General features: G+C 68.9%; 23 protein-coding genes and 3 tRNA genes. 3 read left to right on the top strand and 23 right to left on the bottom strand.

Features of this window, described 5'->3' with window-relative positions; all coding sequences use genetic code 11:
- Positions 1-24 precede the first annotated feature (24 nt).
- Genes AC3B5L_RS04150 through AC3B5L_RS04125 form a run of 6 tightly spaced genes read right to left on the bottom strand, consistent with a single transcriptional unit; the run spans position 25 to position 2,434 of the window.
- Positions 25-198, bottom strand: a complete 174-nt coding sequence (locus AC3B5L_RS04150; protein ID WP_187663375.1) for a CsbD family protein — start codon at positions 196-198, stop codon at positions 25-27.
- A 14-nt stretch (positions 199-212) separates the two neighbouring features.
- Positions 213-911, bottom strand: coding sequence for a hypothetical protein (locus AC3B5L_RS04145; protein ID WP_259953003.1), 699 nt, complete (start codon positions 909-911; stop codon positions 213-215).
- Complete coding sequence (locus AC3B5L_RS04140) at positions 908-1,474, bottom strand: hypothetical protein (RefSeq protein ID WP_490096221.1); 567 nt, start codon at positions 1,472-1,474, stop codon at positions 908-910. Before AC3B5L_RS04140 ends, AC3B5L_RS04145 begins: the two co-directional genes overlap by 4 nt.
- Entirely contained in the window at positions 1,471-1,812 is a 342-nt protein-coding gene (locus AC3B5L_RS04135) for a hypothetical protein (RefSeq protein WP_259953001.1), read from the bottom strand. Before AC3B5L_RS04135 ends, AC3B5L_RS04140 begins: the two co-directional genes overlap by 4 nt.
- A complete protein-coding gene (locus AC3B5L_RS04130) occupies positions 1,809-2,000 on the bottom strand; it encodes a DUF2273 domain-containing protein (RefSeq protein WP_025104398.1) in 192 nt (63 codons plus the stop codon). The genes AC3B5L_RS04135 and AC3B5L_RS04130 overlap by 4 nt, the downstream gene beginning before the upstream one ends.
- Positions 1,997-2,434, bottom strand: a complete 438-nt coding sequence (locus tag AC3B5L_RS04125) for an Asp23/Gls24 family envelope stress response protein (RefSeq protein WP_187663371.1) — start codon at positions 2,432-2,434, stop codon at positions 1,997-1,999. The genes AC3B5L_RS04130 and AC3B5L_RS04125 overlap by 4 nt, the downstream gene beginning before the upstream one ends.
- A gap of 175 nt (positions 2,435-2,609) precedes the next feature.
- On the opposite strand from AC3B5L_RS04125, the gene AC3B5L_RS04120 reads away from it, so the two are divergent.
- Entirely contained in the window at positions 2,610-3,221 is a 612-nt protein-coding gene (locus AC3B5L_RS04120) for a TetR/AcrR family transcriptional regulator (RefSeq protein ID WP_259953000.1), read from the top strand.
- The gene (locus AC3B5L_RS04115) at positions 3,221-4,888 is read left to right on the top strand and encodes an MDR family MFS transporter (RefSeq protein WP_259952999.1); all 1,668 of its coding nucleotides are present in this window, start codon (positions 3,221-3,223) and stop codon (positions 4,886-4,888) included. Before AC3B5L_RS04120 ends, AC3B5L_RS04115 begins: the two co-directional genes overlap by 1 nt.
- A 6-nt stretch (positions 4,889-4,894) precedes the next feature.
- On the opposite strand, the gene AC3B5L_RS04110 is transcribed toward AC3B5L_RS04115, so the two are convergent.
- Positions 4,895-5,056 (bottom strand): hypothetical protein, encoded by a 162-nt coding sequence (locus AC3B5L_RS04110; RefSeq protein ID WP_259952998.1) that lies wholly within the window; start codon positions 5,054-5,056, stop codon positions 4,895-4,897.
- A gap of 165 nt (positions 5,057-5,221) precedes the next feature.
- On the opposite strand from AC3B5L_RS04110, the gene AC3B5L_RS04105 reads away from it, so the two are divergent.
- Positions 5,222-6,046: a CPBP family intramembrane glutamic endopeptidase gene (locus AC3B5L_RS04105; RefSeq protein ID WP_259952997.1), complete on the top strand. Its 825-nt coding sequence runs from the start codon at positions 5,222-5,224 to the stop codon at positions 6,044-6,046.
- Between the two features lie 9 nt (positions 6,047-6,055).
- On the opposite strand, the gene AC3B5L_RS04100 is transcribed toward AC3B5L_RS04105, so the two are convergent.
- The 16 genes from AC3B5L_RS04100 to AC3B5L_RS04025 all read right to left on the bottom strand — a co-directional run bounded on the left by AC3B5L_RS04100 (position 6,056) and on the right by AC3B5L_RS04025 (position 26,316).
- Positions 6,056-6,535 (bottom strand): hypothetical protein, encoded by a 480-nt coding sequence (locus AC3B5L_RS04100; protein WP_259952996.1) that lies wholly within the window; start codon positions 6,533-6,535, stop codon positions 6,056-6,058.
- Positions 6,536-6,691: 156 nt separating this feature from the next.
- A tRNA-Met gene (locus AC3B5L_RS04095) sits at positions 6,692-6,765 on the bottom strand.
- Positions 6,766-6,797: 32 nt separating this feature from the next.
- Positions 6,798-6,869 (bottom strand) — tRNA-Thr (locus AC3B5L_RS04090).
- 68 nt (positions 6,870-6,937) lie between these two features.
- Positions 6,938-8,209 carry a M23 family metallopeptidase gene (locus tag AC3B5L_RS04085; protein WP_187663365.1) on the bottom strand — a complete coding sequence of 424 codons (1,272 nt, stop codon included), beginning with the start codon at positions 8,207-8,209 and terminating at the stop codon, positions 6,938-6,940.
- A gap of 119 nt (positions 8,210-8,328) precedes the next feature.
- Positions 8,329-9,123 carry an inositol monophosphatase family protein gene (locus AC3B5L_RS04080; protein WP_259953082.1) on the bottom strand — a complete coding sequence of 265 codons (795 nt, stop codon included), beginning with the start codon at positions 9,121-9,123 and terminating at the stop codon, positions 8,329-8,331.
- Positions 9,123-10,163 (bottom strand): hypothetical protein, encoded by a 1,041-nt coding sequence (locus AC3B5L_RS04075; RefSeq protein WP_259953085.1) that lies wholly within the window; start codon positions 10,161-10,163, stop codon positions 9,123-9,125. The genes AC3B5L_RS04080 and AC3B5L_RS04075 overlap by 1 nt, the downstream gene beginning before the upstream one ends.
- 116 nt (positions 10,164-10,279) lie before the next feature.
- On the bottom strand, positions 10,280-11,080 hold the full coding sequence (locus AC3B5L_RS04070; protein ID WP_259952993.1) for an enoyl-CoA hydratase/isomerase family protein: 801 nt from the start codon (positions 11,078-11,080) through the stop codon (positions 10,280-10,282).
- Between the two features lie 45 nt (positions 11,081-11,125).
- The gene (locus tag AC3B5L_RS04065) at positions 11,126-11,617 is read right to left on the bottom strand and encodes an FBP domain-containing protein (protein WP_060922589.1); all 492 of its coding nucleotides are present in this window, start codon (positions 11,615-11,617) and stop codon (positions 11,126-11,128) included.
- A 72-nt stretch (positions 11,618-11,689) separates the two neighbouring features.
- Positions 11,690-11,774: transfer RNA gene (locus AC3B5L_RS04060), tRNA-Tyr, on the bottom strand.
- Positions 11,775-11,860: 86 nt separating this feature from the next.
- The gene (locus tag AC3B5L_RS04055) at positions 11,861-12,790 is read right to left on the bottom strand and encodes a PfkB family carbohydrate kinase (protein ID WP_259952990.1); all 930 of its coding nucleotides are present in this window, start codon (positions 12,788-12,790) and stop codon (positions 11,861-11,863) included.
- 204 nt (positions 12,791-12,994) lie between these two features.
- Positions 12,995-16,870: a DNA-directed RNA polymerase subunit beta' gene (gene rpoC / locus AC3B5L_RS04050; protein WP_187663361.1), complete on the bottom strand. Its 3,876-nt coding sequence runs from the start codon at positions 16,868-16,870 to the stop codon at positions 12,995-12,997.
- Positions 16,871-16,978: 108 nt separating this feature from the next.
- Positions 16,979-20,482, bottom strand: a complete 3,504-nt coding sequence (gene rpoB, locus AC3B5L_RS04045) for a DNA-directed RNA polymerase subunit beta (RefSeq protein WP_259952987.1) — start codon at positions 20,480-20,482, stop codon at positions 16,979-16,981.
- A gap of 276 nt (positions 20,483-20,758) precedes the next feature.
- Positions 20,759-22,558: an ABC transporter ATP-binding protein gene (locus AC3B5L_RS04040; RefSeq protein WP_259952985.1), complete on the bottom strand. Its 1,800-nt coding sequence runs from the start codon at positions 22,556-22,558 to the stop codon at positions 20,759-20,761.
- On the bottom strand, positions 22,555-23,520 hold the full coding sequence (locus AC3B5L_RS04035; protein ID WP_259952983.1) for an ABC transporter permease: 966 nt from the start codon (positions 23,518-23,520) through the stop codon (positions 22,555-22,557). The genes AC3B5L_RS04040 and AC3B5L_RS04035 overlap by 4 nt, the downstream gene beginning before the upstream one ends.
- Before the next feature lie 34 nt (positions 23,521-23,554).
- Positions 23,555-24,559 (bottom strand): ABC transporter permease, encoded by a 1,005-nt coding sequence (locus AC3B5L_RS04030; protein WP_060922593.1) that lies wholly within the window; start codon positions 24,557-24,559, stop codon positions 23,555-23,557.
- Between the two features lie 83 nt (positions 24,560-24,642).
- Positions 24,643-26,316, bottom strand: a complete 1,674-nt coding sequence (locus AC3B5L_RS04025) for an ABC transporter substrate-binding protein (protein ID WP_187663358.1) — start codon at positions 26,314-26,316, stop codon at positions 24,643-24,645.
- Between the last annotated feature and the right edge of the window lie 63 nt (positions 26,317-26,379).

Genomic DNA, 26,379 nt, shown 5'->3' with positions numbered 1-26,379 from the left:
GCACGGGCGTCTCCTCCCCCTCCGTCACTTGGTGAACGTGTCCTTGACATCCTCGGCCGCGTTCCTGACATCGCCCTTGGCCTGCTCGGCCTTGCCCTCGGCGACGAGCTTGTCGTTGTCGGTGACCTCGCCGACGACCTCCTTGGCCTTGCCCGCCACCTTCTCGGCTGCGGCCTTGATCTTGTTCTCCGCGCTCATGGCGTCTCCTTTCCTCACACGACCCCGACGGTCGGGGTCGATGTCCGTGCGGCGTTCCGGCCCTCCGGCGCCGCGGTCCGTCCCGTCGCGAGCGAACGACGCATCCGCTGCCGCGACCGGAAGAGTTCCCGCCACCCGCGGTCGGCGACGTGCACGACGAGCGGCATGCGGGTACCGGTGAGGGCGTCCCACTCCTGCACCACGTCATCGACGGCCGCGAGCAGCCCGCCCAGAGCCGCACCGGGGCGCGGGGTCACCACGAGGCCGAGAGCGATCCCTCGCCCGACTCTCCGGCTCGTCAGCCGGGCCGCGAGCACGTCCGCCCGATCGGCGAGCGGCGCCGCGAGCAGCTCCTCCGCCACGCTCCGGTCGACGGTGGTCGTTCCTCCTCCGCCGACGAGGCGGAGGAGGGTGTGCTCCCGCCGCGGCCGGCGGGTGAACAGGAAAGCCACGAGCAGGACCACGAGCAGTGCCGCAGCGGCGATCCCCACGATCGCCCACAGCGGCACGAAGCCCGCACCGGGGATGTCGAGGCCCCATGCCCCCGACCACGCCACGAGGCCGTCCGCCTGCGCGAGCACCTCCTCGAAGGGTGGCGGGAGCATGCCCGTGCCCCGCAGCCCCCCGGCGAGGAGGACGACGCCCCCGCTCAGAAGCACTGCCGCTCCCCCGAGGAGGACCGCGCGGTTCGCCGCCGTCCCTGCCGACGTCATGCGATCACTCCTTCCCGTTCCACCTGCACCCGCGGCGAGAGCCGGAAGCCGACCTCGTCCAGCATTCGGGCCGCTGCCTCCTCGGCGGCAGCCGCATCCACCGGCACCCCACTCGTCGGAGTGACCCGGATCAGCGCCGCGCGTCGGGCCACGGTCACGCCCACCTGCCCGCGCGGCACCCCGATCCGGCGTGCGACCCCGTCCGCGATGGCGTCGGCGAGCACACCGTCGTCGATCACGAGCGCTGCCCGCGTGTCGAGACGTGTGCGGCGCGCACGCCGGCCCGGAAGCACAGCGAGCGCGAAGAGGAGCAACGCCAGGAGGAGAAGCACGACCCCGACCGCGATCACGGCCGACGGCATCTGCAGGAGCGCCGGGACGGGCGCGAACCAGGCGGCGGCCTGCGTGCGGAACCCCTCGTCGAGGGCCCACGCCGCCACCCCGACCAGCAACACGGCGAGGACCAGGGTCAGCACCACGGCGAGCGCGATCGCAGGGCCGCGACGCGTCGCCCTCGCCTCTCGGCGGAGGAGCCGCCGGGGTGTCGCGGTGTTCGTCGTCATGCCACTCTCCTCTCCGTCTCGCGTCGGACGCCGGCGAAGCGCACGTCCACCGCTCCCACGTGACGCGCTGCCAGGTCGCGCATCCCCTGTACGACGGCGTCGCGGACGGCGTCCGCCCGTGCACTCACGGGATCGGTGCCCTGACGGCTCAGCACGACCGGAACCTCCACGGACACCCGCAGGTCGCCGCGACGGTCCGCCAGCTGAACGCTCACGTCGTCGGTACCGACCCGAGCGGCATCGCGGACGATCCCCAGAGCGAGCCGGTGCAACGCGCGGGCTTCGACGACCGTGGCCCCCGCCACGGTCGTCGGCCCGTCCGTCTGTGCCACGCTCATGAGGACGATCGCCGCCCGCGCACCACGTCGGCGAGCGCCCGCACGTCCAGGCGACCGTCGACGATGCGGCCGACGACGGCGCCGACGAGCATCGCGAGGGTGACGAGCAGGAACGCCCAGAACCCCCAGACGATCCAGGTCAGCGCGAGCACCGTCGCCGCAGCTCCGCCGATCACCGAGGCGTTCACTGGACCCGCGCCTCCGGAGCCTCGTCGTCGTCCTCCGAGGGGATGTGCACGTCGTTGACGGTCACGTTCACCTCGGCGACGTCCATGCCCACCAGCTCCACCATGGCCCGGTGGATCGCGGCCCGCACCTGGTCGGCCACCTTCTGCAGGGACACCGGGTACTCCGCCACGATCGTCACGTCGACGGCCACCTGCGTCTCGCCGACCTCGACGCTGATCCCCTGCGCGAGGTCGGTCGTGTTGAGGGCGTCGCGGATCGCACCCATCATGCGCGCGGCGCCACCGCCGAGCGCGTAGACGCCGTCGACCTCCCGCGCCGCGATGCCGGCGATCTTCGCGACCACCGCATCCTCGATCGTCGTCTTCCCCGCCGCCCCCTGCGACGCCGGGACGACCTGAGCCTTGGGCTGGGTGCCCCCAGTCACGTTCGCCATCTCGAGCTCCTTCATCCGTGTGTCCACGCGGTTTCCGCGCGGGCCGTGTTCTCACGACACCACTAAGACGGTCGAGGAGCACAGAATGTCACAAACTTCTCGGAACGAATCTCCGCGCCTTCCTCGGCGGCAACTTTCAGTGCACTCCAAGGTTCAGAGTGCAAAGTTGCACTCTATGGAGAACAGTGCAGAATCCACGAGGGAGCAACGCAAGCGGCGGACCACGCGGGCACTCACCGAGGCCGCGCGCCGCCTGACGGCCGAGCGGGGCTTCGCCGGCTTCACGGTCGAGGAGCTGTGCGCCGATGCCGGAGTCTCCCGGCGCACGTTCTTCAACTACTTCGAGAGCAAGGAGAACGCCGTCTTCGGGTTCGCCGTGATCGACTCCCGCCAGGAGGAGCTCGAAGCGGTCTTCCTCGAGGGCGACGGCGATCTCCTGGACGACTTCGTGCAGCTCACCGTCGAGCGCTTCGCCCTCTTCGATCCGATCGAGCACGCCGCCGAGCTGTTCGCCGTCATCGAGCAGGAGCCGCGGCTGCTACGCGCGGCGTTCGAGCAGCAGGAGAAGCACGAGCGCCGCGACATCGCCCTCGTCGCGCGCCGCATCGGCGGTGCCACCGACGCGGAGCTCCGCGCCGAGGTGCTCGTCCACTCCGTCGGCGCGCTCGTCCGCCTCTGCATGGAGCAGCTGCTGCATCACCACTCCACCGAGCCGTTCGCCGACCTCATCGCCCGCCGACTGCGCCTCGCGCGCGATCTCTACTCCCCTTCACAGAAAGCCCACTGATGTCCGCCACCGCCACCGCGGATGCGCCCTTCCTCCTCACGAAGCGCCGCATCTGGATCATCTTCAGCGCCCTGATCGCGGGCATGCTGCTCGCGAGCCTCGACCAGACCATCGTGTCGACGGCGATGCCCACGATCGTCGGCCAGCTCGGCGGCGTCGACCATCAGGTCTGGATCACCACCGCCTACCTGCTCGCCACCACCATCGTCATGCCCATCTACGGCAAGTTCGGCGACGTGCTGGGACGACGGTCGCTCTTCCTCGTCGCCATCGCCCTGTTCACACTGGCCTCGGTGGGCTGCGCGTTCGCGACGGACTTCTGGATGTTCGTCGTCTTCCGTGCCCTCCAGGGTCTCGGCGGCGGCGGGCTCATGATCCTGTCGCAGGCGATCATCGCCGACATCGTGCCCGCCAACGAGCGCGGCAAGTACATGGGTCCGCTCGGCGCGGTGTTCGGCCTCTCCGCCGTCGCCGGACCGCTCCTCGGCGGTTTCTTCGTCGATCACATGACCTGGCAGTGGGCGTTCTACATCAACATCCCGGTCGGCATCGCCGCGTTCCTCATCGCCCTCGTGGCGCTGAAGCTCCCCAGCAAGAAGGCGGAGAAGCCGATCGACATCCTCGGCGTGCTCTTCCTGTCCGCCGCCACGACCTGCCTCATCTTCTTCACCGACTTCGGCGGCGACGCCGCGTTCGGCTGGGACTCGCTCGCGACCTGGGCCTGGGGCGCCGGGCTCGTGGTGTCGGCGACGGCGTTCGTCATCACCGAGTCCCGGGTGCAGGACCCGATCATCCCGCTCAGCCTCTTCCGCAACCCGATCTTCGTGAACGCCACGGCGATCGGCCTCGTCCTCGGCATCGGCATGTTCGCGGCGATCGGCTTCGTCCCGACGTTCCTGCAGATGTCGTCCGGCACCTCCGCCGCCGCCTCCGGGCTGCTGATGATCCCGATGATGGTCGGCCTCATGGGGACCTCGATCTTCTCCGGCCTCGCGATCTCGAAGACCGGGAAGTACAAGATCTATCCGATCCTGGGAACGATCATCACCGGTATCGCGATGGTCGCCATGACCACATTGTCGGCGGAGACGCCGATCTGGCTGATCTGCGCATTCCTGTTCGTCTTCGGCGCCGGGCTCGGCCTCATCATGCAGGTCGTCGTGCTCGTCGTGCAGAACGCCGTCCCGGCGGGCGAGATCGGCACCGCCACGAGCACGAACAACTACTTCCGCGAGGTCGGCGCCTCGCTGGGGACGGCGGTGTTCGGCACGATCTTCACCACACGTCTGACGGAGAACCTGCTCGGCGTGTTCGCCGGCGCCGGGGCGTCCCCCGAGTCCGCCTCCGAAGCCGCGTCCACGATCGACCCCGCCACGCTGAACAGCCTGCCGGACGAGGTCCGCGACGGCATCGTCACGGCATATGCGGACGCCCTCGCCCCGGTGTTCTGGTACCTCGTGCCCTTCATCGCGCTCGCGCTCATCCTGTCGCTGTTCCTCAAGCAGATCCCGCTGTCGGATCAGGCGGGTCTCGTCGCGCGCGGCGAGGCGATCAGCGGCGAGGAGGCCGAGCGCCTCGAGGCCGAGCTCCGCACCGCCGGACGCGTCGATGCCGGACGCGCGGACGCCGAGCCGGAAGAGACCGGCTCGGCGTCCACGGGCAGGTAGCCCGCGCTAGGGGAGGTCGGCGACGTCGACGTCGTCGTCGTCCTCCCCACCGCCCGTCGCGGGAAGGTCGTCAGGCTCGGGGTCGTGATCGGTGGTGACGAAGTCGGGGTCGACGCCGATGGCCTCGATCTCCTCCTGGTTGTCCTGGCTGTTCGACGTGTCGGACATGGCGCCTCCTGATGTTGGGGATCCGGACGGCCAGTCTGCGCGGGGGCGCCGACGCGGCCGAGGGGGTTGACACGGCGTGTCGCCGCCGCACGCCCACTCGCCGGGGGCGGAGCCACCAGACTGGAGCTGTTCGCCCCCCTCTCCCTCCCTTCTCGAGGAGCACCCGTGATCGACGCCGCACCGCACCGTTCCGCCTGGCAGCGCTTCTGGGATCGCGGAGGCTGGTGGCGCGCCCTCCTGCTCGCGGCCGTGTACTACGGGCTCTATCAGCTGCTCTCGCTGGCCCTCCTCCCGCTGGCCGCGCAGGTCGACGATCCGGCGAGTGCAGCCGGCGTCCTCGTCTACGACGTCCTGCCGATCCTCGTCGGGGGCCTCCTGCTGGTCGCGTTCATCGCCTCGCTCGGGTGGTGGCGACCCGTGTTCGGGCCCCAGCCCATCCGGGGAGCGGGGTGGATGTGGATCGCGATCATCGCGGTCCTGCTGTTCAACGTCCTCCGTTTCCTCACGATCGAGGACGGCAGCGTCGGACGTGATGTTGTCGCGACCTGGCTGCTCGCGGGACTCGCCATCGGCTTCGCGGAAGAGGTGCTCACGCGCGGCCTCGTCGTGAAGATGATGCGGGACGCCGGCGCACGCGAACTGGTCGTCGCGGTGGTCTCCGCGGCGATCTTCGCCGCTCTGCATGCGGGGAATCTCCTGACGGGGCAGGATCTGCTCCCGACGCTGTTCCAGCTCGTGTACACGTTCGCGTTCGGCATCTGCATGTACCTCGCGCTCCGGGTCACCGGGACGATCATCGCCCCGATCCTCCTGCACGCCAGCACCGATCCGAGTATCTTCCTGCAGACTCTGCACCCCGCCGAGGGCGGGCTCACCGTGGTCGCGGGGCTCGGCAACATCGTCGTGATCGTCGCGGGTCTCGTGCTGATGATCTTCATCCGTGGTCGGGTCGGGGCTTCCGCACCCGACACCTTCGCCCCGCAGCGCTGACCGCCCGGATCACACCGCACGCCAGACGGCGTGCGTGCCGACGGCCGCGATCGCGAAGACCAGCACGGCCACCCGGTGCGCATCGCCGACGGCCAGGGCCGCGTCGGAGGCACCGACGAGATCGTCGGCGACGCCCGCCACCATCGTCCGCGACACGACGGCATCGTCCATCTCGGCCACGCCGTCCGCGAGCCACCCCATGACGAGCCGGAGGGATCTCGTCCCGAGCTCGACCCCGAGAGGGACCGCAGGACAGCTCAGCACGTCGGCGACGGTCACGCCGTGTCGCAGCAGCCCGGCGAGTGCCCCGGCGAGGGCGCCGGTCAGCAACGCGCGCCCGTACCCTTCGGCGACCAGCAGGTCCCAGGACTCGTGCGGCGCGAGCGTTTCGAGCCCGAGGGAATGACCGCGCCCGTCCGCGACGGCTTCCTCCAGGGCGCGCCGGGCGTCCCGGAACACGATGCTCGCACGGCGATCGGGCGCAGACACGGCAGACCTCGTCCCTCGATGCCCGCCATCTCGGTGGCCGGCTGGGAGGCCGACGCGTCACACACTCTAGGACGCTCCGCGCAGGGTGAGGACGGTATCCCGGCACTGAGGTCGGAGACGACAAAACCCCCGGAAGGTTCCGGGGGTTTCATTCTGTAGCAGGAGCGGGGCTTGAACCCGCGACCTCACGATTATGAGTCGTGCGCTCTCACCAACTGAGCTACCCTGCCGCACGGCATCCGCATCGCAGATGCGAACTCCGAGCCCCGAGTCAGGATTGAACTGACGACCCCTTCCTTACCATGGAAGTGCTCTGCCACTGAGCTATCGGGGCGTGCTGCCCCTCGCGGGGCAACCACACGAGAATACCATCACTGTGGCGTCCTCATGAAATCGAGACGGTCACTCCTCCGAGGTGAGAGACGTGCGTCCGGCGTTCTTCTTGAGCCACGGCATCGGGTCGATGGTCGTCCCGTTCACGATGAGCTCGAAGTGCAGGTGCGCGCCGTAGGAGCGGCCGGTGTTGCCGGTCTTGCCCACGATGTCGCCCACCTTGACCTTGTCGCCCGCCTTGACCTGCAGCGAGCCGTACTGCATGTGCGAGTAGTGGCTCGTGATGACGGAGCCGTCGATGACGTGGTCGATGTAGACCGTGACACCGTAGGCGGCACCCTGCTCGGTCGCGATGCGGACGGTTCCGTCGGCGATGGCCTGGATGGGCGCACCGTTGCCCGGCACGAAGTCGATGCCCTCGTGGAGGCGGCCGCTGCGCATGCCGTAGCCGTAGCTCATGCCGACGCCGACGAGGAACGGCCACTGGATGGCGGCATCCGGGTCGTTCGTGAAGATCTCGCCGGAGTAGTTGATGCCCTGCTCCGCGGCGACCTCGACGAGCGAGACGGTGCTGAAGTTGTCGGCGCGCGAGAGCGGCTCGTTCTGCACGCCGGATGGCGCGACGAAGGCCTGGATCTCGTCGTCCGCCGAGCCTGCTGCGTCAGCAGCCGCTGCGGTGACGAGGGAGGTCGAGGCGAGGGAGCCGCCCTGGGCGGCGGCGACCGCCTCCGCAGGAAGCGTCATGGACACGGCCAGGAGGCCGGCGAGGCCCATGGCTCCGACGGTGGCACCGGCAGTGAGGGCCTTGCGGATGCTGCGCGTGCGGCGAGGACCGACGGCCGCGAGGCCTGCGGTGTCGATCTTCGGCGCGGTCTGCGACGCGGCATTCGGGGCGAAGGCCGAACGGCGGGACGCCGACGACGTCGGGATGGAGCCGGTGGTGCGGAAGGCGCGGGAGGCGCGCTCGAAGGCGTCACCCTCGGCGTCGGCTTCGGCGACGAAGGGCTCCGACGCCGGGGCGATGTCCTCGACCGGAACGGTGTCCTCGGCCTTCTCGACGATCTCCGCGACGACGGGCACCGCGGGGACATCGGCGATGGCAGGCGCGGGAGCCGCCGCAATGAAGGGCTCCTCCGGCGCGGCGGGCACCGGAGGGACGTCGGCCTGACGCTGACGCGCGGCGCGACGGGAGAGCGGGATGACAGCAGCGAGGGCGATCACGGTCTCCGCGTCAGCGAGGGGTGCCGTCGACCCGCTCGCCGAGGCCTCGGAGGCCGCAGTGCGAGGGCGGCTGGACCGGCGCGTGGGCGCAGCCGCAGCCTGGGGGTTCTCGAAGGGCAAAGCTAATCTCTCGGTCGTTCGTGATGCTCGGGGGCGCAATGACAACTCTCACCTTCGGGTGGTGAAAGTAACGATCGGGTAAACACTACCCCGATCGACCTGTGAATGCCATGGATCGGTCAGGGTTTTTCCTCATCGAGGATAGCGCGGAGTCGGTCGTGCAGGGTCACGCCGCCCGCGATCAGGAAAGGCCGCGGCGATTCCCGATCGATCCGGCTGGCCCGGCCACCCGCCTCCTGGACGAGCAGCGCGCCCGCGGCATGGTCCCACGGCTTGAGCCCGCGCTCGAAATATCCGTCCAGTCGGCCGGCCGCCACATAGGCCAGATCCAGGGCCGCCGACCCCATACGACGGAGGTCACGGGCGATCGGCATCACCCGCCGGACCGTCGCGAGGTCGCCGTCGTGGGTCGTCGGGTCGTAGCCGAATCCGGTCGCCAGGAGCGCGCCGGCGTCGGTCACCTCGGTGACCGCGAGCCGGACGCCGTCCGACCAGGCCCCGTGGCCGCGAGCAGCCGTGAAGGTCTCCCCCACGGCGGGTGCGTGCACGGCCGCGGCCAGCGCCTCCCACTCGTCCGGCTCCGGCGGACCGCTGACGGCTGCGATGCTCACGTTGTACGCCGGGATGCCGTAGGCGTAGTTCACCGTGCCGTCGATGGGGTCGACCACCCAGGTGATCCCGCTGTCGCCGGTGGCCGCGCCCGACTCCTCACCGAGGAAGCCGTCCGCCGGTCGCGCCGCGCGCAGGCGCTCGCGGATCAGCTCCTCGACTTCGCGGTCGGCGTCCGTGACGATGTCGGCGAGCGTCGACTTTGTCGCGGCGAGGCGTACGCCCTCCCGTCGACGGGTCCGAGCGAGAGCTCCCGCCTCCTCGGCGATCTCGGCCGCCAGGGCGCTGAGCTCGAGAGCGTCGATCACGGCGCCGGGTGCGAGGGGGCGGGCGGCGGCGGCGGGAAGGCCGGGGGCTCACCCTGGGCGGGCGACGCGGGCTGCGGCGGGGCCGGCTGCGGAGGCGCCGACTGAGCGGGTGCCGACGCCGGCTGCGGCGGAGCGGGTCGGTCAGGCGCGGGCGGCACGGGTCCCGGAGCGGGAGGAGCGCCGAAGTCGGGAAGGGCCGGAGTCGTCGGCGCGAGGGGCGGCGTCGCCACGGGGAACGCCGTGGCGGGCGCCTGACCCAGTGCCGGAGGGGCCGTCGAGGGGTACCCCGTGTAGTAGGCGTTCCAGTCCGGGCTGCCGTCCGGGAGGACCGGGAGTGGCGTGATCCCATCGGCGTAGGTCGGCCAGGACGGGGCGGAAGCGACGGGACGGGCGGCGGGAGCCTTCTTCGGCGCGAACAGGGCGTTCAGCAGCGGAATCAGCGTGGTGCCGACGGCGACGAGGATCGTGAGGGCGACGACGATGCGCCAGTACAGCTCGGTGTAGTCGAAGGTGTTCGGGAACGCGAGGAAGAACACCAGCAGCGCGACGAGGGCACCGAGGAAGACGATCGTCACGATGTGGATCACCTTCGTGAAGGTCGTGACGTGTCGCTGCGCGGCACGGGTGAACAGCCGCACGTGGAGCAGTGCGAGCTGAAGGATCCCGATCACGAGCAGCAGCTGGAAGAACCGTTCCGCGCCGAAATAGAGGCCGTCTTCCGGAAGCCAGATCTTCACAAGGCCGACGAGGAGCGCGACGACCCAGGTGACCATGCTGGCGAGCTGGAGCCAGTCCGGCCGGTTCGGCGCGAGGCCCGCCTCGAGGATGGCGATTCCGGCGAAGGCGGCGAGCAGGAGGATCGTGAGGAAGGCACGACCGATGAGGCCGTTCTGATCACCGACCAGGACCCACACGACGCAGACCAGTGCGGCGGCGATGAGGGCGCCGATGGCGACCCACAGCGACCCCCTGATGAGCAGCGACATGTTCTTCTTGTCACCCTGCGGCTGCAGCCGTGCGGTGTCCGGATGGGACATGGGGATCCTCTCGTCGAGCGGCGATGCCTTCATCCTGCCACGCGCAGGCCCGCTTGTTCCGGCTTCCCTCAGGCGCGCGGGAGATCGGGAAGCGACCGCGCTCTGGGGAGGAGGGGTCAGCCGGCCTTCTTCGCGGATGCCTCAGCGAAGGCCGCGACCCGCGCCTGCGCGTCCGGGGTCTCCAGGGCGGCGCCGATGGACCGGGCCTCCTCGCTCAACTGCTCGGCGAACGTGCGCTCCGGCTGCGACCGCACCAGCCGCTTGGCCTGTCCGTACGCGTCGGCGGCCCCGGCGAGCCAGAACCGCGCGACCTCCTCGGCCCGCGCACGGACCCGGTCGGCTTCCGTCCTGCTGTCCTCGCCTTCCACGACCTCGGCCACCAGCCCCCAGTCGAGGGCCTCCGCGGCGGTGAGCAGCCGGTCCTGCAGCACCAGCTGGAGGGCGCGGCGCTGGCCGACGGCCCGCGCGAGCTGCGCCGACACGGAGAGGTCGGGCGTGAGGCCGATGTTCGCGTACAGGCTCCCGAGCTGCGACCGCGAGCCCACCACGGCGTAGTCCGTGGCGAGCAGGATGCCGAGTCCACCGCCGGCCGTCGCCCCGTGCGCGGCGGCGACCACGGGCACGCTCGACTCCGTGAGCGCGCGGATCCCGGTGTTGATGACCTCGGCCAGCGCGGTGATCTCCGCCCCGGACGACCCCATGGTCATCGCCATGTCGATCACGTCGCCGCCCGCGCAGAACGCCGGTCCCGCCGCGTCGATGAGGATGGCCTGCACGTCGTCGCGCGACGTCGCCTCGACCGTCGCATCCCGCCAGGCGTACGCCAGATCGGCGTTGAAGGCGTTGAGGCGGGTCGGACGGTTCAGCGTCAGCCGCGCCATCCCCTCGTCGACGGCGAACAGGACGGCATCACTCATGGCTTCTCCTTCGAGCACAGGCGGATGCCTCCAGGCTAGCCGCGCTCAGGAGCCGTCCCAGACGCGAGCGACGAACCGCTCCATCCGCCGCCGGGTGCCGTCGAGGCGGAAGTCGACCTGTCCCGCCGCCCGGATCTCGTTCGGTGCGAGCGGATGCGCCAGGCGCACGTTCTCGTGGCAGGACAGGTCGGCGCAGATGTAGGTGCCGACCGAGTCGCCGCGCTCCCCCGCCTCCCCCGTGCGCCGGGCGGCGAACAACGCCACCTGGTTGCCCGGCTGCATCGTGTGGCAGATGTTACACATGCCGGAGCGCCCGCGCCCTGGTTCCGACGCCCGCAGCACCACGCCGACCACGCGCCCCTCGTGCGGGATCAGGACGTAGCCGCGCTTGCCGGCACTCGGGTCGCGCCAGGCGAAGAAGTCGAGGTAGTCCCAGTCCACGAGGAGGAAGTCGTGCGGCATCTCCATGACGCGCAGCTCGTCGGCGTCCGCGTTCACGAACGAGGCCCGGACGTCGGCTTCGGTGAGAGGTCGCATCGCTCCAGTCTAGGAACTCGGCGCGGAGGTGAGGCCGGGAACGCGAGAAGCCCCCGCGAGCGGGGGCTTCCGTGGTGGCGAGTGAGGGATTCGAACCCCCGAAGTCGAAGACGGCTGATTTACAGTCAGATCCCTTTGGCCACTTGGGTAACTCGCCAGAGCGCACCCGTCCGACTTGAACAGCCAACCGGGGGCACGAAGAACAATCATACCTGCCGGATGCGGGCGCGAGAAATCGAGGCGTCAGCTCCCGTACACGCCGCGGTCGGCGACGGCCAGCGACTCCGGTGTGCGCAGCAGCCCGCCCTCGGCGCGGCAGGTCGCGGCGGCCACGTCCATCGCGCGCGTGAGCAGGGCCGTCCACTCCTCGGCCGCCTTCGGGCCGCCGTCCACCAGCCCGGCGGCGACGGCGGCGAGAGTCGCATCCCCAGCCCCCACTGTGTCGACCACGCGACCAGGGAGCGCCGAGATGGGAGCCGAGACCGACCCGCCGTCCGACTCGAGCACCGCGCCGTCTGCCCCGGCCGTCGCGAGCACAGCGGTGACTCCGAGGCTCCGGAGCCGCGCGCGCAGGGCGTCGAGGTCGCCGTCGTAGAGCACGGCAGCGTCGTCGGCACCGACCTTCACCAGCTCGGCCCTCGAAGCCAGCCGCTCGAAGCCGCGGACGAACTCCTCGCGGTCGGACAGCATGCCGGTGCGCGGGTTCGGGTCGATCGCCAGCCGCGCGTCCTCCACTGCGGCCGCGAGGGCGTCGACCTCCTCGGGGGCATCGAAGGGGAAGCAGCTCACGGCGACGATGTCCGCGTCGCCGATGGCGGCCCTCGCCTCGTCCGAGTACCGGATGGTCCGCTCCTGGGCCGCGCGATTGAAGACGTAACTCGGCTCGCCGTTCGCGGCCCGGGTCACGACGGCCCGCGACGACCCGTGCGGCGCCACGCTCGCGATCAGCCGCACGCCGTGATCGGCCAGGTACTCGCGGATGTGCGCGCCCGCGACATCCTCCCCCACCATCGCGATGAGGGTCGTGGGGATGCCGAGCCGGCGCAGCCCGACCGCCACGTTCAGGGCCGCTCCACCGACGAACTCACGGACGCCGCTGTCATCCCGGATCTCGTCGATCAGGGCGTCTCCGATGACGACGGCCGCGCCGCCGGGGGAAGTCTCAGTGCTCACTCGCCGACCCTACCGCGCCGCCCGCGCCCCGAAGCAGCGCCGAACCGTGTGCATAACTCAGGAGACCTGGGCCTCCATGCCGTCACGAGCAGCCGACGGCGGCCTGCCGTCCCGGTATCTCCGAAGTTGTGCACACCCGAACGGGCCGAGGGACGACGAAGGCCCCGGGGAGAACCCCGGGGCCTTCGTTCACTCACTCACACCTCAGTTGTAGGTACCGGGGGTGATGTCGTCCGTCGAGAACGCGTCGAAGTCGACGTAGCCGAAGTCGCCGTCCGCGTACGCACCGTCGGATGCGAAGATCCGGTTCGGGTAGCGCTCGCTCTTGGCTTCCTCGGTGGCCTCGACCGTGACGTCGCGGTACTTCGAGAGACCGGTTCCGGCAGGGATGAGCTTTCCGATGATGACGTTCTCCTTGAGACCGACCAGCGGGTCGCGCTTGCCCTCCATGGCGGCCTGCGTGAGCACGCGGGTCGTCTCCTGGAAGGACGCAGCGGACAGCCACGACTCGGTCGCGAGCGACGCCTTCGTGATACCCATCAGCTCCGGGCGACCGGACGCGGGGCGCTTGCCCTCGGCCACGGCCTCGCGGTTGATCTGCTGGTAGCGCTTCAGGTCGACCATCTCACCCGGCAGCAGGGTCGTGTCGGCGTGATCGACGACGGTGACCTTGCGGAGCATCTGACGGACGATGACCTCGATGTGCTTGTCGTGGATCGGCACACCCTGCGAGCGGTAGACGCCCTGGACGCCGCCGACGAGGTACTTCTGCACCTCACGGGCACCCATGACGCGCATGACCTCCTTGGGGTCGAGCGTGCCGACCTGCAGGGGCTGACCGACCGAGACGTGCTGGCCGTCCTCGACGAGGAGGGTGGCACGCTTCAGCACCGGGTAGACGACGGGCTCGTCGCCGTTGTCGGGCGTCAGGATGACCTTCTTGGCCTTCTCGGTCTCGTCGATCGTGATGCGGCCGTCGGCCTCCGCGATCGGCGACGCACCCTTGGGGGTACGCGCCTCGAACAGCTCCTGCACACGGGGCAGACCCTGCGTGATGTCATCCGCCGACGCCGAACCTCCGGTGTGGAAGGTACGCATCGTCAGCTGGGTACCGGGCTCACCGATCGACTGGGCCGCGATGATGCCGACGGCCTCGCCGATGTCGACGGTCTTGCCGGTCGCGAGCGAACGGCCGTAGCACTGCGCGCACACACCGACGGCGGAGTCGCACGTCAGGACCGAACGGACCTTGATGGTCTCGACACCGAGTCCGACGAGCTTGTCGATGAGCACGTCGCCCACGTCGTCGCCGGCCGAAGCGAGAACCTCGCCCGACTCGCTCACCACGTCGGAGGCCAGCGTGCGGGCGAACACCGAGTTCTCGACGTTCGCGTCGCGCACCAGCTCACCCTGCGAGTTCGGAGCGGCGATCGGGAGCTCGAGGCCCTTCGACGTGCCGCAGTCCTCTTCGCGGATGATGACGTCCTGCGAGACGTCCACCAGACGACGGGTCAGGTAACCCGAGTCGGCGGTACGCAGAGCGGTGTCGGCCAGACCCTTACGGGTACCGTGCGTCGCGATGAAGTACTCCGCCACCGACAGACCCTCGCGGTACGAGGAGATGATCGGACGCGGGATGATCTCACCCTTGGGGTTGTTCACCAGACCACGCATACCGGCGATGTTCCGGATCTGCAGCCAGTTACCACGGGCGCCGGAGGACACCATGCGGTTGATGGTGTTGTCCTCCGGGAAGTGCGCCTTCATCGCGGCCTGCACCTCGTCGGTCGCCTCGGTCCAGATCTTGATGAGCTCCTGACGACGCTCGGCGTCGGTCGTGAGGCCCTTCTCGTACTGGGACTGGACCTTCGCGGCCTGCTTCTCGTAGCCCGCGACGATCTCCGCCTTGTTCGGCGGGGTGAGGATGTCGCTCAGCGCGACGGTCACACCCGAACGGGTCGCCCAGTAGAAACCGGCGTCCTTGATGCGGTCCAGCGTGGCGGCCGTCTCGACCTTGGGGTACTCCTCGGCCAGCTTGTTGACGATCTGCGACAGCTTGCCCTTGTCGGCCTGCTCGCGCACGAAGGGGTAGCCCTTCGGGAGCGCGTCGTTGAAGATCGCCTGACCCAGCGAAGCGTCGACCAGGCCGTGCTTCTCGTAGCCCTCGGGAGCCTCGCCCTCGAGGAAGGCCAGACCCGGGATGCGGATGCGGACCTTCGCCTGCAGGTCGAGCGTGCCCTCGTCGTACGCGAGCTGTGCCTCGCCGACGGAGCCGAACGCACGACCCTCGCCCTTGGCGCCGGCCTTGACCGTCGTCAGGTGGTGCAGACCGATGATCATGTCCTGCGAGGGCAGGGTCACCGGACGGCCGTCCGACGGCTTCAGGATGTTGTTCGACGCGAGCATGAGCACGCGGGCCTCGGCCTGAGCCTCGACCGACAGCGGCAGGTGCACGGCCATCTGGTCACCGTCGAAGTCGGCGTTGAACGCCGCGCAGACGAGCGGGTGCAGCTGGATGGCCTTGCCCTCGACGAGCTGCGGCTCGAACGCCTGGATGCCGAGACGGTGCAGGGTGGGTGCACGGTTCAGCAGCACCGGACGCTCGCGGATGATCTCCTCGAGCACGTCCCAGACCTCGGGACGGGTGCGCTCGACGGCGCGCTTCGCGGCCTTGATGTTCTGCGAGTGACCGAGGTCGATCAGGCGCTTGATGACGAACGGCTTGAAGAGCTCGAGCGCCATCTGCTTGGGCAGACCGCACTGGTGCAGCTTCAGCTGCGGGCCGACGACGATGACCGAACGGCCCGAGTAGTCGACGCGCTTGCCGAGCAGGTTCTGGCGGAAGCGACCCTGCTTTCCCTTGAGCATGTCGCTCAGGGACTTCAGGGCGCGGTTGCCGGTACCGGTGACGGGGCGACCGCGGCGGCCGTTGTCGAACAGGGCGTCGACGGCCTCCTGCAGCATCCGCTTCTCGTTGTTGACGATGATCTCGGGGGCACCGAGGTCGATCAGGCGACGGAGACGGTTGTTGCGGTTGATCACGCGGCGGTACAGGTCGTTCAGGTCGGAGGTCGCGAAGCGGCCACCGTCGAGCTGGACCATCGGACGCAGCTCCGGCGGGATGACCGGGACGACGTCGAGAACCATCGCGGCCGGGCTCATGCCGGTCTCGAGGAACGAGCTGACGACCTTGAGGCGCTTGATCGCACGGATCTTGCGCTGGCCCTTGCCCTCCGAGATCTGCAGACGCAGGTTCTCGGCCTCGGCGGCCAGGTCGAAAGCGGCCAGGCGACGCTGGATCGCCTCGGCACCCATGTAGGCCTCGAAGTACTGGCCGAAGCGGTCCTGCAGCTCGTGGAAGACGTCGTCCTCCGGACGCAGGGCACCGACCTCGAGCGTGCGGAAGTCCTCCCACACGCGCTCCAGCTTCAGGATCGCCTCGTCGGCACCCTTGCGGATGAGCGACATCTCCTTCTCGGCGGCGTCCTTGACCTTCTTCTTGGCGTCGGCCTTGGCACCCTCGGCCTCGAGGGCCGCGAGCTCCTCCTCCAGCTTCGCCAGGCGCTCCGCGATCTTCGAGTCGCGGCGGTCGCCGAGCGTCTTCAGCTCGAGACGGATGTTGTTCTCCTGGGTGCCCAGGTCGCGGTGACGGGCATCCTCGTCGACCGAGATGACCATGTACGCGGCGAAGTAGATGACCTTCTCGAGGTCCTTCGGCGCCATGTCCAGCAGGTAGCCGAGGCGCGAGGGCACGCCCTTGAAGTACCAGATGTGGGTGACGGGAGCGGCGAGCTCGATGTGACCCATGCGCTCACGACGGACGGAGCTCTTGGTGACCTCCACGCCGCAGCGCTCGCAGACGATGCCCTTGAAGCGGACGCGCTTGTACTTGCCGCAGGCGCACTCCCAGTCACGGGACGGGCCGAAGATCTGCTCTCCGAAGAGACCGTCCTTCTCCGGCTTGAGGGTGCGGTAGTTGATGGTTTCGGGCTTCTTGACCTCGCCGTAGGACCACGCGCGGATGTGGTCTGCGGTCGCCAGGCCGATGCGAAGCTCATCGAAAGTTGTGGACTCGAGCACTAGTTCTCCTGTGTCGGAAATTCTTTTTGAGAAGTCTGGGCTTCGACGGGCTCAGCGACCCGGTGGGTCCTGATCCCAGGAACCTGGGTCCCTGAGCCCGTCGAAGGGTTAGATCTCGTCGATCGAGGCGGCCTCGAAGCGGCTGGAGATGTTGATACCGAGTTCCTCTGCGGCGCGGAACGCCTCGTCGTCGGTGTCGCGGAGGTTGACCAGCGTGCCGTCGGCCGAGAGGACCTCGACGTTCAGGCAGAGCGACTGCATCTCCTTCATGAGCACCTTGAACGACTCGGGGATGCCGGGCTCCTGGATGTTCTCGCCCTTGACGATCGCCTCGTACACCTTGACGCGGCCGAGGATGTCGTCGGACTTGATCGTGAGGAGCTCCTGGAGGGCGTACGCCGCACCGTAGGCCTCGAGGGCCCACACCTCCATCTCACCGAAGCGCTGTCCACCGAACTGCGCCTTACCACCGAGCGGCTGCTGGGTGATCATCGAGTACGGACCGGTGGAGCGGGCGTGGATCTTGTCGTCCACCAGGTGGTGGAGCTTCAGGATGTACATGTAGCCCACGGAGATCGGCGCCGGGAACGGCTCGCCGGAGCGGCCGTCGAACAGCTGCGTCTTGCCGCTCGAGTCGATCAGGCGCAGGCCGTCACGGGTCGGGAGCGTCGAGTCGAGCAGACCGGAGATCTCCTCCTCGCTGGCACCGTCGAACACCGGGGTGGCGACCTTGGTGCCGGGCGCGGCCTCGAAGGCCTGCTGCGGCAGCTTAGCGGCCCACTCCGGGGTGCCCTCGACCTTCCAGCCCTGCTTCGCGATCCACCCGAGGTGGGTCTCGAGCACCTGGCCGAAGTTCATTCGGCCCGGGATGCCGAGCGGGTTGAGGACGATGTCGACCGGCGTGCCGTCCGAGAGGAACGGCATGTCCTCGATGGGGAGGATCTTCGCGATGACACCCTTGTTGCCGTGGCGGCCGGCGAGCTTGTCACCCTCGGTGATCTTGCGCTTCTGGGCGATGTAGACCACGACGCGGCGGTTGACGCCGGAGCCGAGCTCGTCGTCGCCGTCCTCGGCGTTGAACTCCTTGACCGCGATGATCGTGCCCTGCTCGCCGTGCGGCACCTTCAGGGACGTGTCGCGGACCTCGCGGCTCTTCTCGTTGAAGATCGCGCGGAGCAGGCGCTCCTCGGCCGACAGCTCGGTCTCGCCCTTCGGCGTGACCTTGCCGACGAGGATGTCGCCGGGGCGGACCTCGGCGCCGATGCGGATGATGCCGCGCTCGTCGAGGTCCTTCAGCAGCTCCGGGCTGACGTTGGGGAGGTCACGGGTGATCTCCTCCTTGCCGAGCTTCGTGTCGCGGGCGTCGACCTCGTACTCCTCGATGTGGATCGAGGAGAGGGTGTCGTCCTTCACCAGGTCCTGGCTCAGGATGATGGCGTCCTCGAAGTTGTAGCCCTCCCACGTCATGAACGCGACGAGGAGGTTCTTTCCGAGGGCCAGCTCGCCGTTCTCGGTGGCGGGGCCATCGGCGATGACCTCTCCGACCTCGACGCGCTCACCGGCGTTGACGACGACCTTCTGGTTGTAGGAGGTGCCCTGGTTCGAGCGGTCGAACTTGCGCAGGTGGTACTCCTGCGTGCCGCCCTCGTCGAGCATGACCACGACGCGGTCCGCGGAGACCTCGGAGACGACACCGGCCTTCTCGGCGGTGATCACGTCACCGGCGTCGATGGCGGTGTAGCCCTCCATACCGGTTCCGACGAGAGGCGAGTCGCTGCGGAGCAGCGGCACGGCCTGACGCTGCATGTTGGCGCCCATGAGCGCGCGCTGCGCGTCGTCGTGCTCGAGGAAGGGCACGAGCGAGGTCGCGACCGACACCATCTGGCGCGGCGAGACGTCGATGTAGCCGATCTCCTCCGGGAGGAACAGGTCGACCTCACCGCTGCCGCCCTTCGGGCGCGCGAGCACGTGGCTCTCGCGGAAGCGACCCTTCGCATCGAGCGGCGCGTTGGCCTGCGCGATGTTGTAGTCGACCTCCTCGGAGGCGGTCAGGTAGTCGATCTGGTCGGTCACGACACCGTCGACGACCTTGCGGTACGGGGTCTCGATGAAGCCGAACGAGTTGATGCGCGCGAAGGTCGCGAGCGCACCGATCAGGCCGATGTTCGGGCCTTCCGGGGTCTCGATCGGGCACATGCGGCCGTAGTGCGAGGGGTGGACGTCACGGACCTCGACGCCGGCGCGGTCGCGGCTCAGACCACCGGGGCCCAGAGCCGACAGACGACGCTTGTTGGTCAGACCCGCGAGCGGGTTGTTCTGGTCCATGAACTGCGACAGCTGCGAGGTTCCGAAGAACTCCTTGATCGCGGCGACGACGGGACGCACGTTGATCAGGGTCTGCGGCGTGATGGCCTCGATGTCCTGCGTGGTCATACGCTCGCGGACGACGCGCTCCATGCGGGACAGACCGGTGCGGACCTGGTTCTGGATCAGCTCGCCGACCGCGCGGATGCGACGGTTGCCGAAGTTGTCGATGTCGTCGGTCGCGAGACGGATCTCGGTCTTCTTGCCGCCGCGGATGCCCTCGAAGGTCTCCTCGGTGCCCGCGTGCAGACGCACGAGGTACTTGATGGTGGCGACGATGTCCTGCACCGTCAGCACCGACTCCGTCAGCGGGGTGTCGAGACCCAGCTTGTGGTTGATCTTGTACCGGCCGACCTTGGCGAGGTCGTAGCGCTTCGGGTTGAAGTAGAAGTTGTCGAGCAGCGCGCGGGCGGCCTCGGCGGCGACCTGCTCGCCCGGACGCAGCTTGCGGTAGATGTCGCGCAGCGCGTCTTCCTTGGTGACGATGGTGTCCTTCGCGAGCGTCTCCTCGATCGAGGTGTAGCCGGCGAACTCCGCGAGGATCTCCTCGCTGGTCATGCCCAGCGCCTTGAGGAAGACCGTGACGGACTGCTTGCGCTTGCGGTCGACGCGGACGCCGACCTGGTCGCGCTTGTCGATCTCGAACTCGAGCCACGCGCCGCGGCTCGGAATGACGCGCGCCGACACGATGTCCTTGTCGGACGTCTTGTCGGGGGTCTTGTCGAAGTAGACACCCGGCGAGCGCACGAGCTGCGAGACGACGACGCGCTCGGAGCCGTTGATGATGAACGTGCCCTTGTCGGTCTGCAGCGGGAAGTCGCCCATGAAGACCGTCTGAGTCTTGATCTCACCCGTGAGGTGGTTCATGAACTCGGCCTCGACGTAGAGCGGGGCCGCGTACGTCTTGCCGCGCTCCTTGCACTCCTCGATGGAGTACTTCTCGGGCTCGAGGTACGGGTTCGTGAACGACAGCTGCATCGTCTCGCCGAGGTCCTCGATCGGGGAGATCTCCTCGAAGATCTCGCCCAGACCGCTGTTCTCGTTCACGTCGGTGCGACCGGCGGCCTTGGCCTCGGCCACGCGCGCCTTCCAGGCGTCGTTGCCGACCAGCCAACCGAAGGACTCGGTCTGCAGGGCGAGAAGGTCCGGGACCGTCAGCGTGTCGGAGATCTTGGCGAACGAGAGACGGGAAGCTCCGCGTCCGTTCTTGGTGGTGGTGGATGTGGATGCGTTGGGAGCAGCAGCCAAGGGAATAACCTCCGTGAGCCCCGCAGGGCTTCTCGATTCCTTTGTCGTCAGGTGGAGTGCGCTCAGAAGCTCACGAGATGCCGACCACCATATGAGGGCAGGGAGAAGCGAGCGCAACTACCAACTATAGACGCGATCTCACGACATGGCAAGCGCAATCCTTGACCAATCTTCCTCGCTGCGGTAATGGGACGGCCGAGACCCCGCCTTCGCGTCGAAACCCCGCCCTCGCCGCGGGGGCAGGGCGGGGTTTCGACGCGAAACCGGGGTCTCGGGTCAGGACGCGATGTTGAGCTCGTTGCCGGGGATCGAGGCGAGGAGGCGGCGCGTGTAGGGGTCACGGGGGTTCGTGAAGATCTCCTCCGACGACGCGGCCTCCACGAGCTTCCCGTCCTTCATCACGCACACGTAGTCGCTGATGAGCCGCACCACCGCGAGGTCGTGCGAGATGAACAGGTAGCTCAGGCCGTACTCCCGCTGCAGGTCGCCCAGCAGCCGCAGGATCTGGTCCTGCACGAGCACGTCGAGCGCCGACACGGGCTCGTCGCACACGATGAGGTCAGGCGACAGGGCCAGTGCCCGCGCGATCGCCACGCGCTGACGCTGCCCGCCGGAGAGCTCGGACGGGTAGCGCCGCAGCATCGACTGCGGCAGCGCGACGTCGTCCAGGAGCTGCCGCACGCGCTTGCGCCGGTCTGCTCCGCTCCCCCGCTTGTAGAACTCCAGCGGCTCCGCGATCAGCCGCTCGATCGTGAACATGGGGTTCAGGCTGGAGTACGGATCCTGGAAGATGGGCTGCACCCGCTGCCGGAAGTCCTTCGTCTCCGCGCGGCTCAGGGTCGAGATGTCCTTGCCCTCGTAGCGGATGAGGCCGCTCGTGGGCTCGATCACCTTGAGGAGCATGCGCGCGGTCGTGGTCTTGCCCGACCCCGACTCCCCCACGATCGCGACGGTCTCGCCGCGCGGGATCGCGAGCGAGACGCCGTCGACCGCGACGAAGTCCTCGTGCTTGCCGCGCACGGGGTACACCTTCGTGAGGTTCTCGATCTCGACGATGTTGCCCTTCGACGAGCTCAGGGACCCAGCCTTCTCCTGGGTCGCTGAGCCTGTCGAAGCGCCCTCCTGGGTCGCTGAGCCTGTCGAAGCGCCCTCCTGGGTCGCTGACCCGGCCTCCTCCTGGGTCGCTGAGCCTGTCGAAGCGCCCTGCACGAAGGCTTCCGGGCGCAGCCGTGCCACCGCGACCGACGGCGCGGCCTTCACGAGCGACTGGGTGTACGGGTGCTGCGGATCCTCGAGGATCTGCCGCGCGGGACCCTGCTCGACGACCTTGCCGCGGTGCATCACGATCACCCGCTCGGCCCGCTCGGCGGCGAGCCCGAGGTCGTGCGTGATGAGGAGCACGGCGGTGCCGAGCTCCCTGGTCATCTCGCCGATCTGGTCGAGGATGGTCTGCTGCACGGTCACGTCCAGGGCGCTGGTGGGCTCGTCCGCGATGAGCAGCCGCGGCTTGCACGCCAGCCCGATCGCGATGAGCGCCCGCTGCCGCATGCCGCCGGAGAACTCGTGCGGGTACTGCTTCGCACGGCTCTCCGGATCCGGGAGGCCGGCGGCGGTGAGCGCCTCGACGACCTTGGACTGCACGTTCTGCCGGGTGGCGAGGCCGTGGGCGAGCAGCGTCTCGGCGACCTGGGTGCCGATCTTCGCGACCGGGTTGAGGTTGGACATGGGGTCCTGCGGCACGAGGCCGATGTCCCGTCCGCGGATCGACCGCAACTCGTTCTCGGAGGCGCGGGAGATCTCCCGCCCGTCGAGTCTGATGCTGCCGGCGGCCACCTTCCCCCCGCCCGCGAGCAGACCGATGATCGCCATCGCGGTGGTCGACTTGCCGGAACCGGACTCGCCGACGATCGCCACCGTCTCCCCGGGGCGGATCTCGAGGTCGACGCCCTCGACGGCGTGCACGACGCCGTCCATGGTGGCGAAGTCCACCGCCAGGCCCTCGACCGACAGCAGGGGCTCGTCCGCCATGCCGTTCTCCTTCGCGGCGCGCACGGCGCCCTCGTCATGGATGTTCATCGTGCCCTCGTCCTCGGGTCCATGGCCTCACGCAGCGCCTCGCCGAGCAGGGTGAAGCCCAGCGCGGTGACGGCGATGCAGATGCCGGGGAGGAACGCCAGCCACGGGGCGATCGCCAGCTCGGCCTGTGCGTACGTGAGCATGCGGCCCCACTCGGCGGTCGCGGGCCCGCCGCCGCCGAGACCGAGGAACGACAGCGCTGCCGCGTCGATGACCGCGGTCGCGAGGGTCAGGGTGCCCTGCACGATGACCGGACCGATGGCGTTCGGGAGGACGTGCGACATCGTGATCCGGCCGCGGCCGAGGCCGAGTGTCTGCGCCGACAGCACATAGTCGCTGGAGCGCTGCTGGAGCATGGACGCCCGCAGCAGGCGCGCGAAGATCGGCACCTGGGAGGCCCCGATGGCGATCATCACGGCGTACGGCGTCTGTCCGAGGATCGCGGCGATCGACACCGCCAGCAGCAGGTTCGGCACCGACAGGATGATGTCGACGACGCGCATGATGACCGTGTCGACCCAGCCGCCGAACGTGCCGGCGAGGAGTCCGAGGATCATGCCGCCGACGAGACCCATCGCGGTGGAGACGACGCCGATCAGCAGCGACGCCTGCGCGCCCCAGATGAGCTTCGACAGCACGTCGCCGCCGAACCGGTCCAGACCGAGCGGGAACTGCGGCAGCTCCCCCGGGCCGGGGATGTGCGTGGGCGTGATCTCCTTCGCCCCAGGGAGCGCGGTCTCGGGGTACGGAGCGAGGACCGGCGCGAGCACCGCGACGAGCAGGAAGAGGAGCACGATGACGGCGCCGATCCACGCCGTCGGGTTGCGCCGGAGCCGGCGGAAGACGTCGCGCCAGAAGCCGCCGCCGCCGTCCTTGAGGTCGGCCTGGGCGATCGCGACGGTGTCGATGCTCCCGCCGCTCTCGGCGGACGGGCCCTGTGCGGGTGGGAGGGCGATGCTCATGCGAGCGCCTCCTTTCGGATGAGGGAGGAGGACATCACTGCACTCTCACTCTCGGATCGATGAAGCTGTACGACACGTCCACGGCCAGGTTGATGAGGGCGTAGGCGATCGCGATGAAGATGATGAACCCCTGCAGCACCGGGAAGTCGCGCGTGAAGATCGCCCGCGCGAGGAACGACCCGATGCCGGGGAAGGCGAACACCGTCTCGGTGAGCACCGCCCCCGAGATGAGCAGTCCCGTCTGCAGACCGATCGTCGTGATGACCGGGAGCATGGCGTTCCGGAGGATGAACCGGCTGCGCAGGGTGGCGGAGCCCACGCCCTTCGCCCGCCCCGTCCGCACGTAGTCGGCGTTCTGCACCTCCAGCACGCTCGCCCTGGTGATGCGGACGATGATCGCGAGCGGGATGGTGCCGAGGGCGAGCGCCGGGAGGATCAGGTGGAGGATCGCATCCCATGCGGCGTCGAACTCCCCCGTGATGATGCCGTCCCAGACGTAGAAGCCCGTGGGATGGGTCGCATCGATCCGTGGATCCTGCCGACCGTCCGAGGGCAGCCAGCCCAGCTGCACGGCGAAGACGTACTTGAGGATGAAGGCGAGGAAGAACACCGGGATCGTGATGCCGATGAGGCTCAGCACGACCGACGCGTGATCGGTGAACTTTCCGTGGCGACGGGCCGCCCAGTATCCGAGCGGGATGCCGACCCCGATGGCGAAGATGAGCGCCGCGACGCTCAGCTCGATCGTCGCGGGGAATCGGCGGAGGAACTCCTCCGTGACCGGCCGGTTGGTCTGGATGGACGTACCGAAGTCGCCCTGCAGCAGCCGGGTGACCCAGATGAAGTACTGCTCGATGAGGGGCTTGTTGAAGCCGTAGAGCTCGTTGACCCTGGCGATGGCCTCCGGGGTGGCCTTCTCGCCGAGGAGGGCGACCGCGGGGCCGCCGGGGAGGGCCCTGACCCAGGCGAACAGCAGGATGCTGAGCCCGAACAGGGTGGGGATGAGGAACAGCAGTCGCCTGCCGATGGTGCGCAGCACAGAGTTCTCCGTCGATCAGAAGGTACGCCGTGCCCCGGTTCCGCAGGAGCGGAACCGGGGCTCGGCATATCAAAAGGTCAGGCCTACTTCGTGAGGACGATGTCCGTGAAGACCTCGTCGTTCACCGGGCTGGCGGGGTAGCTCTCGACGCGCGGGTCGAAGGCGAGCGTCGGCGCCGGGTGCGCGAGCGGGACGCCGGGGATGAACTCCGCGACCATCTCGTTGATGTCCTCGTACAGCGCCGTCTGGTCGTCGAGGTTGGAGACCCCGCGCGCCTCGGTCAGCGCCTGGAACAGCTCCGGGTTGTCGAAGCCCCACTCGGAGCTCTTCTGGCCGAAGAAGACGCCGACGAAGTTGTCGGTGTCGTTGTAGTCGCCGGTCCAGCCGAGCAGGTGGATGCCGTGGTCGGCGGTGCCGGTGGTGCGGTCGAGGTACTCGACCCACTCCTCGGAGACCGGGGTGGTCTCCACGCCGACCTCGGAGAGCTGCGACGACAGGACGGTGTAGATCTGCTCGGGGTCCGGCATGTACGGACGCGAGACGTTGACCGGGTAGTTGAAGTCCAGCGCCAGCGGGTTCGCCTCGTCGTAGCCCGCCTCCGCGAGGAGCTCCTTGGCCTTCTCCGGGTCGTAGTCGTAGGTCGTGACCTCGTCGTTGTAGCCGTTGACCACCGGCGGGACGAACTGCGTCGCCTTCTCGGTGCCCTCCGGGAGGACCTGGCTGATGAGGGCGTCCTTGTCGATCGCGTAGGACAGCGCCTCACGCACCTTCGGGTCCTGCAGCTCCGGGATCGCCTGGTTGAAGGCGAGGTAGAGGATCGTGAACGGGGGACGCGACACCATGGTGAAGTCGTCCTCCTCCAGCGCCTTCGTGTCGGCGGGGCCCACGAGGTCGTAGCCGTCGATGGAACCCGACTCGAGCGCCTGGCGACGGGCCGTCGGGTCGTCGATGGTGCGGAAGATGATCTCGTCGATCTGGCCGGCCTCGCCCCAGTAGTCGTCGTAGGCCTTGAGCGTGACCTGCTCGCCCGGTGCCCACTCCTCGAACTGGTAGGGGCCGGTGCCGACCGGGTGTCCCATGGCGTACTCGGAGAGCTGCGGGGCCTCGGCGGTGCCGCCGACCTCGTCAGCGCCGAACTCCTGCATCGCCGAGGGGCTCTGCATGCCGAAGGCCGGCAGCGACAGCGAGGCGATGAAGCCGGCGAACGGCTTGTTCAGCTCGATGGTGACGGAGTTGTCGCCGTCCGGCGTGCACGACTTGTAGACCGCGTCCTCCGGGTTGGAGGCGTAGCCCTTGAAGAGCTTGTTGTAGTAGTACCCGAAGGCCTCGGAGGCGGCGAGACCGGTCCAGTTGTACCAGCGGTCGAAGTTGGCACAGACGGCCTCGGCGTTGAACGGGGTGCCGTCCTGGAAGGTCACGCCCTCCTTCAGCGCGAAGGTGTGGGACATGCCGTCCTCGGACGACTCCCACGACTCCGCCAGCAGCGGTGCCGGGTCGGCCGTGCCGGGTTCCGTGCCCACCAGACCCTCGAAGATCTGGCGGGAGACGCGGAAGGTCTCGCCGTCCTGCGCGAACGCCGGGTCGAGGCTCGCGGGATCCGAGGAGGCGGCGAAGACGAAGGTGCCGTCGACGTCACCCGATCCTTCCGACCCGTTGTCCCCGCGCTCGCTGGCGACGCATCCGGCGAGTGCGAGAGCGGCGATGGTCGCTCCGGTGACGGCGGCGAGTCCTCGCCGAGGCATGGCTGACTGGTGCATGTGTGTATGACCTTCCCTGTCGGGCGCTTCCTTGCGCGTCTCCGGGCATCGTCGCCGCGGAGA

It is taken from the genome of Microbacterium sp. C-MGS6 (assembly GCF_058140415.1).
The sequence above is the reverse complement of the archived record's forward strand: the minus strand, read 5'-3'. Positions and strand labels throughout refer to the sequence as shown.

Excerpts from the sequence above, each read along its gene's own strand:
- AC3B5L_RS04150 (WP_187663375.1), bottom strand. The coding sequence starts at position 198 with ATGAGCGCGGAGAACAAGATCAAGGCCGCAGCCGAGAAGGTGGCGGGC.
- AC3B5L_RS04145 (WP_259953003.1), bottom strand. The coding sequence starts at position 911 with ATGACGTCGGCAGGGACGGCGGCGAACCGCGCGGTCCTCCTCGGGGGA.
- AC3B5L_RS04140 (WP_490096221.1), bottom strand. The coding sequence starts at position 1,474 with ATGACGACGAACACCGCGACACCCCGGCGGCTCCTCCGCCGAGAGGCG.
- AC3B5L_RS04135 (WP_259953001.1), bottom strand. The coding sequence starts at position 1,812 with ATGAGCGTGGCACAGACGGACGGGCCGACGACCGTGGCGGGGGCCACG.
- AC3B5L_RS04125 (WP_187663371.1), bottom strand. The coding sequence starts at position 2,434 with ATGGCGAACGTGACTGGGGGCACCCAGCCCAAGGCTCAGGTCGTCCCG.
- AC3B5L_RS04120 (WP_259953000.1), top strand. The coding sequence starts at position 2,610 with ATGGAGAACAGTGCAGAATCCACGAGGGAGCAACGCAAGCGGCGGACC.
- AC3B5L_RS04115 (WP_259952999.1), top strand. The coding sequence starts at position 3,221 with ATGTCCGCCACCGCCACCGCGGATGCGCCCTTCCTCCTCACGAAGCGC.
- AC3B5L_RS04110 (WP_259952998.1), bottom strand. The coding sequence starts at position 5,056 with ATGTCCGACACGTCGAACAGCCAGGACAACCAGGAGGAGATCGAGGCC.
- AC3B5L_RS04075 (WP_259953085.1), bottom strand. The coding sequence starts at position 10,163 with ATGTCCCATCCGGACACCGCACGGCTGCAGCCGCAGGGTGACAAGAAG.
- AC3B5L_RS04070 (WP_259952993.1), bottom strand. The coding sequence starts at position 11,080 with ATGAGTGATGCCGTCCTGTTCGCCGTCGACGAGGGGATGGCGCGGCTG.
- AC3B5L_RS04065 (WP_060922589.1), bottom strand. The coding sequence starts at position 11,617 with ATGCGACCTCTCACCGAAGCCGACGTCCGGGCCTCGTTCGTGAACGCG.
- AC3B5L_RS04040 (WP_259952985.1), bottom strand. The coding sequence starts at position 22,558 with ATGAACATCCATGACGAGGGCGCCGTGCGCGCCGCGAAGGAGAACGGC.
- AC3B5L_RS04035 (WP_259952983.1), bottom strand. The coding sequence starts at position 23,520 with ATGAGCATCGCCCTCCCACCCGCACAGGGCCCGTCCGCCGAGAGCGGC.
- AC3B5L_RS04025 (WP_187663358.1), bottom strand. The coding sequence starts at position 26,316 with ATGCACCAGTCAGCCATGCCTCGGCGAGGACTCGCCGCCGTCACCGGA.